Consider the following 11,461-nt stretch of genomic DNA (forward strand, 5'->3'; position numbering starts at 1 on the left):
GCGGCCCCCGCCACAACTTTGTAGTTTGTTCGGACAAGCTTCTCAGGAGCCTCAGAAGCCGTCGATGCCTTTATCCTTCATCAGCTGCTGGAATTTGTCGTCCCAAGCGGCGAGAACACCCTTCGGATCAAGTCCGCCGGCGAATTCATCCTGGAGCAGACGGTACAGCTCACTGCGGTCCACAAGCATATAAGCATCCGTAGTCAATACCGTTTTCTTAGGCGTGATGTAGTTATCCACGATTTCCTGTTTGTATTCCGGCAGCTCCGGCGTTTGAACGTCGTTAAAGTTGGAGACGAAACGCTGATCGTCTACGATCTTCTGAGCCACGTCTTTGGAGGCGAGGTAATCAAGGAATTTTTTCGCTTCCGCCATATGTTTGGCTTTCTTCGGAATGAACAGCTGACCGCCGAGCGGACTGGCGCCGAGCTTGGCATTAGCAGCATAAGGGATCGGGAACAGTCCCATATGCATATTTGGATCTTTGGCAATAACGTCCTGGATCAGCCAATCGCCCATAAACATCATGGCTACTTCCTTGCCCAGGAATTTACCTACAGCCATATCATAGCTGTCGCTGAGAATATCGGCGTTGGTATAGCCCTTTTGATAGATTTCATACTGCTGCTGCAGAATGTTCTGGAATTCCGGAACGTCGGACCATTTTTTCTTATTGGCGTTAATGTCGTCGAACAATGTAGGTTCATTTTTGTCCGCATAGTCTGCAAAAGCAGCCGCCGGCCAGATGTTAGCGGCCCAGTTGTCTTTATAAGGCATAAATACCGGCGTAATGCCTGCCGCTTTGATTTTTTCACAGACAGCGAGGAACTCCTCAAAGCTGTTTGGAATCGAGAGCCCCAGCTCTTTGAAAATGTCCTTGTTATAGACAACCCCCTGCATCCCGGTGTCTTGGCTTAATTGAAAGCTGTAGACATGGCCGTAGGCGGAGAGCACGTCTTTATTTAAAATGCGGCTGACCCACGGTTCATTGTCGAGAATTTCGAAGTTTCTTTCCAGATTGAGGTCCGTTGTAGCACTTGCAAGATTGTATTGCACAATATCCGGGGTCTCATCCACTGCCAGCTTGGTTTGAAGAACAGTAGCCGTTTGTTCAGCCGGCAGAAGCTGCAGATTGACTTTAATGCCGGTTTCCTTCTCAAAGGCATCAAGCAGATCCTGCTGGACAAATGCTGAGTCCTGTGAGCTTTTGGAAATGGCCAGCTCAATTTTCACTTTATCTCCGCTCCCGGCGGCTGCGTTTGAGCTTCCTGAATTGGAGCCGCAGGCTGCCAGCGTTAAAGTCATGAAGCCGGCGAGCACCCCTGCACCGAGCTTCTTCATTTTGTTGTACATGTAATCTCCCCCTGAGAATAAAGATAAATGACGATACGAGAATCCAGATTTTCATAACAATTGAATCCGCTTACATGGATTGATTATAGAGGGGAAGCGGAGGAAGGTACATGTTCCTGCTTTACTCTTTGTGTGTAATATTCTGAACCTACATCCTTACTTGTCCGTTCCCCGATTTATATTGTACAGTAGGAGAATCTAAAGAGGCGGGGAGGGGTAACGTTGATGGCTGGTAAAATCAAAGCAGGGGCCGGTGGCCGTCAGGCCAGCCTCCAGACCAAATTTTTGTTAGCGTTTACTTTCCTTCTGCTCATAGTGCTAGGCTGCTTCTCGGTGTATGTCAATCTTGTCGTTGTCCGGCCCTTGAAGGAGAAATCGGAAGCAGAAATGCAGCAATCGGCTGCCAAAATCAGCGATCAGCTGAATCTGTATGTCAACAGCCAAAACCAGCTATCCCAGCGGATTCTGGCGACACAACAGGTGTTCACGCTGCTGCCGCAGGATGAATATAGCCTGATGTCGCCGGAGTGGCTGAGCCGCAGCCGCAAGCTTAGGGAAATCATGTTTCAAGCAATCGGACCGAGCATGGATATCGAGGATATGGCCGTTTATGATAGGCGCGGAAATCTTTATACTTCCTATCTGGGAGCATCGTGAAGCATGGATGTCGTGCGGCCGTTCCTGAAGGAAAGTTGGGAATATCCCAGCTGGATCGAAAGCGCTTATGCCCTGTACCGCACGCCGGAGGGACCTGTCTTTTTTATAAGAGCGATCATGGATCAGAACGGTCATGTATTTGGTTACCTGGCTATTCAGCTGAAGCAGGAATACCTGAGCAGGGCAGCGGCCGGCAGCACCGGAAGCGAGGTTTATGTTCTGAGTCAGGACGGCCAGCTCATTTACAGCTCGGTGGAAGAGGAAGGGCGTGGGACGGCGGAGCTGCTCAAAACGCCGGATTTCACGAAGCCGGACCAAGCGGCGGGCGTGTACCTCAGCGGCGGTACCCACTATGTAGCCTACAACCAATCTTCTACTACAGGCTGGACCGCTTATACCCTTACACCGAAAAAGGTTATTTTAGGACCGGTAAACTCGGTTTTATATATCTCGATGCTGCTGATAACTTCATTGCTGCTGTTCTCGTCGGTTTATATTTATTTGTCAGCACGGAATCTGCTGCTTCCGATCCGGAAGCTGCGCAGTCAAATTTTGCGAATTGATTACAGCAATCTGAATATGAAGGTAGAAACGCGTTCCTCCAACAATGAGCTGCTGCAGCTGAACGAGGCTTTTCGTGAGCTGCTTGACCGGCTGCAGGCTTCCAGGGAGCGGGAGAAGCTGGCTGTACAAGAAGAAGCCAAAGCGCGGAATTCCGCGCTCCAGGCCCAGATCGCTCCGCATTTTATCCACAATACGCTTTATTTGATCAGTATTGCGGCAATGGAAGGGAGAAATGAGGTGGTTTCCGAAATGTGCAAGCATTTGTCCGAAAGTCTGAGGTATATCGTGTCTGCCCCTTACCAGCATGTAAGCCTCACGCAGGAGCTGGAGCACGCCAAACATTACCTGATGCTGGTCCAGCCAAATTTTGAAGATGATCTGGTATGGCATGTGGACGAAGAGGCGGCCTTCGAGCAGGTTCGCCTGCCCCGGCTCGTCATTCAGCCGTTCGTGGAGAACTGCATCGAGCATGCCTTTAAAACAGCCGATCCTCCGTGGAGAATCGAGGTTAAAGTGAAGCTGTATAACGGGCTGTGGGCCGTAGAAATCAAGGATAACGGAAGAGGATTTGAGCCGGACAAAATCCGTGAAATTTTGGACAAGGTGAATCGGACCGGCAGCGGGGAAGAGCGGGAAAGCCTGGGTTCAGGGACGGCCGGGGACATTGCCGGACTTGGCAATATGGGGATTGTCAACACGGTACACCGCTTGAAGCTGATGTATAAGAACCGGCTTTTCTTTAATTTGTATAACCACTCAGACTATGGAGGAGGAGCGGTCATTCAAATTATCGGGTCCTTGTCCAAAGACTTTTATTGAAAGCGGTTGAATGGAAGAGCTGCCAAGCAAGAGTGAGGCTAGAAAGCGGTATAGGGTTGAAGGAGGACTTTGTTGGATGTACAGCATTATGATCGCAGAGGACAGCAAACCGATATTACGTCACATTCAGCGGATGGTTCAAGCTATGGAACTCCCCGTACGGGTTGCCGCTACAGCTTCCAACGGCCTTGAAGCACTGGAAAAACTCAAGTCCCAGCCCGCCGATATCCTGCTGACGGATATCCGCATGCCCAAGCTTGACGGACTGGAGCTGATCGAGCATAGCAAGCAGGCGAATCCAAGGCTGCTTGCTGTGCTGATTACCGGCTACAGCGACTTTGAGTATGCCCGGAAAGCGGTCAACCTTCAGGCTTTTGATTACCTGCTGAAGCCCGTGGAGGAGCAGCAGCTGACGGAGGTTTTGCAGCGTCTGGTAGAGAAGCTTGAGGAGCGGCAGCAAAGCGACCGCAGATTGTGGGAGGGGGCTGTGGAGCCCCGTTTCCTCGCCTCTATGGTATTTGGCGCTGACTTGTATGCCGGAGACAAATTTATGCTGCTGCTTGGCCGCCGGCCGTTTGCGCTTGCGGCTGCATGGACTGAAGCGCGTATCCGCACGGCCTTGGAGAAGGCTTATGATTCCGGCAGCTTTTGGCTGCTGCCTGCGGCTCGGCCGGAGCAGTTCCTGCTGCTGGGAGACGAAGCTGACCTGAAAGCGGAAGGTTCCGCAGAGCTTTGGGCGGAACAGGTATCCGGCATTCTGGAGGCTGACGGTTTGCCGGCTGTGGTTCTGGCTGAACCGAGTCCTGCCGGGATTCTGTTGTTGAATACGATCTACGGCAAGCTGGATCGTTTGATGCGGGAGCAGCTGACCGTATCGGGCACGTTCGCCGAAACGTCTTGCAGCTCAAAGGCGGAAGAGCATCTGCTGACCGGAGGAGAAGCAGATAAGCTGACGGTCTATACTCAGCTTGCCGACCTGCTTGCGAACCGGCAGAAGGACAGATTTCTGCTGCTGCTCCGTCAGCAGCTGCCGAACTTGCAGGGCGGACAGGTCCGGCTGGCGGAGCTTGAACGGTTTGTCCGATTCCTGGCGGATGCCTTCAGCGTTGCGCTGGAACGCGAGCGGCCGGAAGAGACGGAGGCCGATCCGGGGGAAGAAGTACGCAGGATGCTGGCAAGCGAAAGCCTGGAAGCCTTTGAGGACGAGCTTCTCGTTTGGGAGGCCGGCAAATTCGAGCTGCTGCTGGAGCCAAACCGCAAAAGCGGAGAAGAACTGTTCGCCCAGCTCGACGCCTACCTAAAGAGTCATCTGTATGCCCAGCTCACCATATCGGATGCAGCCAGTCATTTCTACGTAAGTCCATCCTATATCAGCCGGATCGTCAAGCGGTATTCAAACAGCACATTCGTGCATTATTACATGGATCTCAAAATGGCTGAGGCCCGGCGCCTGCTGGTGACCGGCCAGAATGCGAAAATCAAGGATGTGGCGGAATTGCTGGGATTTGAGGATCAGCATTATTTTTCAAAGGTGTTTAAGGAGTATTCGGGCTGCAGCCCTACGGAATACAAGGACAAAGGAACCTCCGCGGATTTGTAGGCATCCGTCTGCCAAGGTCTTCTTGCAACACGGGGCGGAGACATGAAGGATAGGTTAGGCATTGGTAGAAGGACAGCAAAGGACAGCAAGAAACGGCAAGAGACGGCAAGAGACAGCAAGAGACAGCAAGAGACAGCCAAAAGGCCCTTTCGGTTTGCATAAGCAGCCCGAAGGGCCTTTTGTTGCCTTGGCCATAAATGGATCGCTCAGACAGAGCCGTTGTCCTCTTCTTTTAGCTCGCTGCCGGAAGAAATCAGGGGAGCAGACGAAGAAGTACCGCCGTCCGTTCTTGCCAGCTCATAATGCCCGGCAAACGGGCGGGATCTCCGTGATCTGCCCTGATTCCAGAAGCCGAGCGGGAAGATCAGGATCTGCAGAGCAAGCGCATAAGGCGCGGCGGCCAGCCCGGCGCTGTGTACGGCGAACAGGGCAGCGATGATAAGCGCCAGCAAGATCCGCAGTCCGCCGTTGCGAGAGGGTCTGCGGTTCACCAGCAGCACCTGCCCGAGCATAAGCAGCGAGAACAGACCGGAAACCGTTCGTGCTATCAGACAAGTGACAGTCCAGCCGTATTCATCGGTAGTATCAGGGGCAAGCATAGACAGATCCCGGGCAAGCCAGATGCCGAGTGCAATACCTGCGGAGAGCAGGACAAACGGCAGAGCCGGACGGATCAGCCGGATCAGGGAGCTGCCCCAGCCGGGCTGTTCGGCGTTGTGCAGCAGCGCTTCATATTCATCCGTGAGCTGTCCTGATTCACGGGTCATAACGCGAAGGATCGGCTCCAGCCGGGAGGAGTCTCTTCTTCTCATATAAACGCCGATCTGCTCCCGCAGGCCGGGCGAAACGTAAGGCGCAGCCTGACAAGCTAGCAGGCGGCCTGCCAGCTCCGTATCCTCTTCCGGCATGACGTCCAGGGAATGCGAAGAACCCGCATGCTCTTGGTTCAGCTTTCGTCTGATTTCATATTCAGCATCCGCGTACCGTTCGAGGCTCTCACGCAGCCTGTCCAGCCGGGTTTCGTCGCTTCGCCGCCAAATCCGCTGGGCCGCCACATACAACCAAGCGAACAAAATGATGGCGGCAAGCAGCACGGCGGCCCGCAGCGGGTAATGGTCAATCCAGTACAGTCCATCCGTAAGGAACACCAAGCTCACTCCTCTTGACCTCTAATATTTCCACTATTGCACAACAAAGCATACAAATTCAAGCCAAGCGGGTATATAAGTTACATATTTAAGACAATCCCTGGTCTTGTCCAGATATGGAGGCGGCTGTTATGGCGATCGGCGAAATTACATTAAAGCTAGTCATTGGTTTTGTGGGGCTGTGGGTGATGACGAGATGGCTAGGCAAAAAGGAGATTTCACAGCTGACCCCCTTTGACTTCATATCCTCCATCATGCTGAGCGAGCTGGTGGGCAATACTATCTACGACGAAGAAACCGGGATCATGAAGCTGCTGTATTCGCTGCTGCTGTGGGCACTGCTTTCCTTCCTGTTTGAAAAAGTAACCCAGCATTTCCGGAAATGGCGGCAGGTCATGGACGGCAGGCCATCCATTCTCATCCGGCACGGAAAAGTCGATTTGAAGGAAATGCGGCGCAATAGCGTGGACTTTGACCAGCTGCGGATGCTGCTGCGGCAGCAGAATGTTTTTTATATCGGAGACGTCGATTATGCCATCTTCGAAGCTGGCGGTACCTTGAGCGTCATGAAGAAATCCGGTTCAGAAACCGTAACGCGCAGCGATTTGAACCTGCCTGACAAACCTGGAGAGCTTTCTTACAATTTAATTGAGGATGGAGAAATCGTTGAGGAGAATCTGGAACTGATCGGACGCACCAGGGAGTGGCTTGTGAAGCAGCTGGAGCAGCAGGGGTACAAGGAACTGGACGAAATCGCTTATGCCGAATGGCAGCGGAGCGGAGGGCTTTATGTGCTGGAATATAAAGAAGGCTCGCTGAAGCAGCCGGAGGGCGAACTTTAACACGGGGAGCTTGGTCGAAACAAAATTTGAAAATTTGGTTTCGAAATGAAGTAAATTGATGGTAAAAATATTTTTAGCGAAATATAAACTTATCATTTCCTTTCGTGTTATAATCCTTATTGGAAATAAAGAGAACGTTTTGTACGGATTTGGAGGCGGAGGAGGACTTAGGTTGACTGCTGATGTAATTGAAATTTTCCTGATTGCCATCCTTGCGGGGGTGGTCGGATCCATTCTGGGCCTCGGGGGCGGCATTATCGTGACGCCTGCGCTGACGCTGCTGTTCGGTGTAGACATCAATCATGCCATCGGGGCCAGCATTATTTCCGTCATCGCCACGTCCAGCGGTTCGGCGGTTGCTTACATTCGCGACAAAATTACGAATTTGCGGGTAGGCATGTTTCTGGAGGTGGCCACGACGGTCGGGGCTATAACCGGTGCTTTTTTGGGGGCGCTTATCGCTCCGAAATTTTTGTACGTCATTTTTGCCCTGCTGCTGCTCTATTCGGCTTATGCGATGATCAAGAAGACAAACCAGGAAGTGCCGCAGAACGTGCGTCAGCATCCGCTGGCAGTTAAACTCCAGCTGCAGGGAGAATATTATGACAAGGCCATGGGCCAGACGGTGGCTTATAACGTAGATCGCGTGCCGCAAGGCTTTGGCGTGATGTACGGGGCGGGAGTTATCTCCGGTCTGCTGGGCATTGGCAGTGGGAGCTTTAAGGTCATGGCGCTTGATGTGTTCATGAAAATGCCGCTCAAGGTGTCCACAGCAACCAGCAACTTCATGATGGGCGTAACGGCTGCGGCCAGTGCGGTTATTTATTTGTTCAGAGGCGATATTAATCCCGTGATCTCGGCTCCGGTTGCTTTGGGCGTCCTGATCGGTGCTACGGTGGGATCGCGCCTGATGCAGCGCATGAAGAGCAAAACCATCCGCAAATTGTTTATTCCGGTCATGATTTATGTGGCGGCGCAAATGCTTTATACAGGCTGGAGGGGTTAAGCGATGGATGGGTCCAAAGTAAAAACAGAAGCCGCAGCTGCGCAGAACACCAGCCGGATCGCCGCTGTTGAGCTTGCGGTCAGCAAAATGCTGCGCATCGGTATTTATGTCGCTGCAGCAGTTATCATTATTGGCCTGCTCTGGCTGCTGATTACCGGAGAGGGCGGTTATCCCAAGGATACGTACCCGACCAGCTTTATGGGCATTATTAACGGCGTTGCGGATTGGAAACCTGTAGCGGTAATAGAGGCTGGTCTGCTGCTGCTGATTCTGACGCCGGTGCTGCGCGTGTTCGTCTCCCTCTTTGTGTTCCTTCAGGAAAAAGACTACCGCTTTGTCGCCATAACGGCGCTGGTGCTGGTAATTCTGATTATCAGCTTTGCGCTGGGCAAAGCCGGCTGAGAAGAAGGCCGAGACAAGCAGAGCCAGACGCTCATGAGTGGCGGACACCAAATACGGAGCGCTGCTCCATAAGCGAAGAAAGCAGGAGTCTTGGACTATCTGCTTTTTTCTTTTTCATGAAAGGAAGTTCCGCCCCCGACAGAAACTTGTGTTTGAGACTAGAGTGTGTTCATAATTATGGGTAAATTAGGGTAGTGGAATAGTACAAGCGGCTGCAGGCGCATAAGCCGGGCCGAGGAAGAGGGATAAGAATGAAAATCGCTATATTTGGTGCTACGGGCACAATAGGGAGCCGGATCTTGAAAGAAGCTTTACGCCGCGAGCATGAGGTGACGATGGTCGTCAGGGACCCGTCCAAGCTGGCTGAAGCCACGCCGAACGAACGGCTGCATGTGAAGAGAGGGGACTTGCTGATGCCGCAGTCGGTAGCGGAAGCCGCTGCCGGTCATGAGGTGGTGATCAGCGCTTACGGTCCGCGTTTTGGGGCGGAGGACGAGCTGCTGGAGGTAGCGCGTTCCCTGGTCGAAGGGGTGAAGAAAGCCCATGTCCACCGGCTGTTGGTGGTCGGCGGAGCGGGAAGCCTTGAGGCCTCGCCGGGCGTTCTGCTGATGGATACGCCGGCTTTCCCGGAGGAGATTAAACCGCTGGCCAGAGCCCACGCGAAAGCGTTGGAAATCTATCAGGCTTCGGATATCGATTGGACCTATTTGAGTCCGCCGGCAGCGATCGAGCCGGGAGACCGGACGGGCATGTTCCGGATCGGCACAACCCGCGTGATTCTGGACGAGCTGGACAACAGCCGGATTTCGGCGGAGGATTATGCGGTTGCCCTGCTGGATGAAATTGAGGATGCCCAGTTTATCCGGGAGCGGTTCACGGTCGCTTATTAGGCAGCTGCAGCTGGAGAGTTCCAGCATCAAAGGGAATGAAAGGAATAAAGGTTGGGGGAATCGCCATGCGGATTGTAAGCAGGGAACAAATGCGGGCGCTCGACAAGGCCGCGATCGAAGGTTTGGGCATTCCGGCGCTCGTACTAATGGAAAATGCCGGGCGGGCGATCGCGGAGGAAGTGATCGCTTTCTGCCGGAAGCGGGGAAGCTCCGCAGCGGCAGGGAACGATGAGCCGGCAGGGGGGTGGACCGCTGCCGGCGGATACGGTTCGCCCGTGATCAGAGCCCAAAGACGGCTGGGGGGCGGCGATGCCGCAGTTAGGCCGGAAAGGTGGCTGATCCTGGCCGGGAAAGGTAATAACGGCGGAGACGGGATTGTCTGCGCCCGGCATTTAAGGGCCGCCGGGATTGAAGCGGACCTGCTGTACGCCGACGAGCCGCAGCGGCTTTCGGGCGAGGCGGCGGTGCAGCACGGCATTGCCGAAAGGCTGAACCTGCCTTTCGAAGTTTATGAGCCGGGGCGGACGGATTTCACGTCCTATACCGGCATCGTGGATGCGCTGCTCGGTACCGGGAGCAGCGGGGCGCCGCGCGGACGGTATGCGGCGCTGATCGGGGAAGCGGCCGGAAGCGGCCTGCCCGTGGTGGCGGCGGATATCCCGAGCGGAATCGACAGCGATTCCGGCGAGGTTCCCGGCGCGTGCATCCGGGCGGACGTGACGGTCGCGCTGGGGTATTTGAAGGCCGGATTAACGCAGTATCCGGCCGCCGGGTACGCCGGCGAGGTGGTTGTCCGGGATATCGGCATCCCGGACGAGCTGGCCGAGCAGGCGGGCGGGGACGCTTTCCTGCTGACGGAAAGCGTGCTGCGCAGCAGGCTGGGTGCCGATCCGGCGGGAGCAAGGCATAGGCAGCCGGATGCGCACAAGGGCAGCTACGGCCATGTGCTGCTGGCCGGAGGAAGCATGGCCATGACCGGCGCGTGTCTGCTCGCCGGGCGGGCCGCTTTGCGCGGCGGCTGCGGCCTCGCGACCTGGGCGCTGCCTGAAGGCACGCTGCCGTATGTGCTCGGGGCCGTGCCCGAGCTGATGCTGGCCCCGGTCGGCCAGGGCGGCGACCGGCATTGGAGCGCGCCTGCAGCCGCCGATGTGCTGCGGCTGCTGCAGACGCGTGACGTGCTTGCCGCCGGACCTGGTCTGGGCCGGTTCGCCGGCGACACGGACTGGCTCCGCGCCTTATGGGAAGGCGCGGACAAGCCGCTTGTCCTCGACGCGGACGCGCTGAACATCCTGGCGGCGGCGGACGGCCTCCATGCCTGGCCGCGCCGGGATGCGCCGACGATCCTGACGCCGCATCCCGGCGAAATGGCCCGCCTCGCCGGCATGCCCACGGCCGAGGTCCAGCGGGACCGCCTCGGCCTGGCCCGCCGCTTCGCGGCCGAGCACGGGGTCACCCTCGTGCTCAAAGGCGCCCGCACCGTCGTCGCGGCGGCGGACGGCCGCGTCTTCGTCAACGCGACCGGCAATCCCGGCATGGCGACCGGCGGCACGGGCGACGTGCTCACCGGCCTCATCGCCAGCCTGCTCGCCCAAGGACACGATGACGTCGCGGCGGCCTGCCTCGGCGTCTACCTGCACGGCGCCGCCGGGGACAAGGCGGCTGCCGCGCGCGGCAGCGCAGCTTCGCTGCTGGCCGGCGACCTGATCGACGCGCTGTGACCCGCCGCGATGTGCTGTGGCGCGTTGTGACTGACCGAGTGCCACAGGAATAAAATCACTGCATTCTGGCCATGTTGGGGATAGAATTGGATCTGCCGTCGGCTATCTGCAACTTCCCCATTGACGGAAACGGCGGTTAGCGGTAAATTAGGCTATATTGAGGTTGTTTGTGTTTCCTATTTATGAACATCGAATCAGCTGTGACCAAGCCATGAGTGTTAAACCCGGGTCGTTCAGAGAATAAGCCAGTTATTGCTGAGAGGCTTTACGACACGATTAATTCTCCCTACTTGCGAGCTGCGCCTGCTGCTTGTGCGGCCTGTGCGCCGGTTCATCCCCGTTATCGGATTTTGAGAAAATGCCTTTGCTGTTAACCGGTGGCCGATTAAGGGCCGGGCATTTGAATTAGGGTGGTACCACGAACGCATTCGTCCCTAGGGAGATGCGTTCTTTTTTATTTTC

General features: G+C 55.4%; 10 protein-coding genes. 8 read left to right on the forward strand and 2 right to left on the reverse strand.

Features of this window, described 5'->3' with window-relative positions; all coding sequences use genetic code 11:
• Positions 1 to 51: 51 nt before the first annotated feature.
• A complete protein-coding gene (locus tag AWM70_RS21050; RefSeq protein ID WP_068699751.1) occupies positions 52 to 1,353 on the reverse strand; it encodes an ABC transporter substrate-binding protein in 1,302 nt (433 codons plus the stop codon).
• 225 nt (positions 1,354 to 1,578) lie between these two features.
• On the opposite strand from AWM70_RS21050, the gene AWM70_RS23985 reads away from it, so the two are divergent.
• The 3 genes from AWM70_RS23985 to AWM70_RS21060 all read left to right on the forward strand — a co-directional run bounded on the left by AWM70_RS23985 (position 1,579) and on the right by AWM70_RS21060 (position 4,993).
• Positions 1,579 to 2,010 carry a hypothetical protein gene (locus tag AWM70_RS23985; RefSeq protein ID WP_237167773.1) on the forward strand — a complete coding sequence of 144 codons (432 nt, stop codon included), beginning with the start codon at positions 1,579 to 1,581 and terminating at the stop codon, positions 2,008 to 2,010.
• A gap of 3 nt (positions 2,011 to 2,013) precedes the next feature.
• The gene (locus AWM70_RS21055) at positions 2,014 to 3,393 is read left to right on the forward strand and encodes a cache domain-containing sensor histidine kinase (protein WP_237167774.1); all 1,380 of its coding nucleotides are present in this window, start codon (positions 2,014 to 2,016) and stop codon (positions 3,391 to 3,393) included.
• Positions 3,394 to 3,469: 76 nt separating this feature from the next.
• Entirely contained in the window at positions 3,470 to 4,993 is a 1,524-nt protein-coding gene (locus tag AWM70_RS21060; protein ID WP_068699752.1) for a response regulator, read from the forward strand.
• A 206-nt stretch (positions 4,994 to 5,199) separates the two neighbouring features.
• On the opposite strand, the gene AWM70_RS21065 is transcribed toward AWM70_RS21060, so the two are convergent.
• Entirely contained in the window at positions 5,200 to 6,141 is a 942-nt protein-coding gene (locus AWM70_RS21065; RefSeq protein ID WP_068699755.1) for a hypothetical protein, read from the reverse strand.
• A 131-nt stretch (positions 6,142 to 6,272) separates the two neighbouring features.
• Between AWM70_RS21065 and AWM70_RS21070 the strand changes: the two genes are divergently transcribed.
• The 5 genes from AWM70_RS21070 (at position 6,273) to AWM70_RS21090 (ending at position 10,999) form a co-directional block, all read left to right on the forward strand.
• On the forward strand, positions 6,273 to 6,983 hold the full coding sequence (locus tag AWM70_RS21070) for a DUF421 domain-containing protein (RefSeq protein WP_068699756.1): 711 nt from the start codon (positions 6,273 to 6,275) through the stop codon (positions 6,981 to 6,983).
• Between the two features lie 172 nt (positions 6,984 to 7,155).
• Positions 7,156 to 7,989: a sulfite exporter TauE/SafE family protein gene (locus AWM70_RS21075; RefSeq protein ID WP_068699758.1), complete on the forward strand. Its 834-nt coding sequence runs from the start codon at positions 7,156 to 7,158 to the stop codon at positions 7,987 to 7,989.
• Between the two features lie 3 nt (positions 7,990 to 7,992).
• Positions 7,993 to 8,391, forward strand: a complete 399-nt coding sequence (locus AWM70_RS21080; RefSeq protein WP_083180472.1) for a DUF1634 domain-containing protein — start codon at positions 7,993 to 7,995, stop codon at positions 8,389 to 8,391.
• A gap of 251 nt (positions 8,392 to 8,642) precedes the next feature.
• Positions 8,643 to 9,281, forward strand: coding sequence for an NAD(P)-dependent oxidoreductase (locus AWM70_RS21085; RefSeq protein WP_068699760.1), 639 nt, complete (start codon positions 8,643 to 8,645; stop codon positions 9,279 to 9,281).
• A 65-nt stretch (positions 9,282 to 9,346) separates the two neighbouring features.
• Complete coding sequence (locus tag AWM70_RS21090) at positions 9,347 to 10,999, forward strand: bifunctional ADP-dependent NAD(P)H-hydrate dehydratase/NAD(P)H-hydrate epimerase (RefSeq protein ID WP_068699763.1); 1,653 nt, start codon at positions 9,347 to 9,349, stop codon at positions 10,997 to 10,999.
• Positions 11,000 to 11,461: the final 462 nt, after the last annotated feature.

It is taken from the genome of Paenibacillus yonginensis (assembly GCF_001685395.1).
GTDB lineage: Bacteria > Bacillota > Bacilli > Paenibacillales > Paenibacillaceae > Fontibacillus > Fontibacillus yonginensis.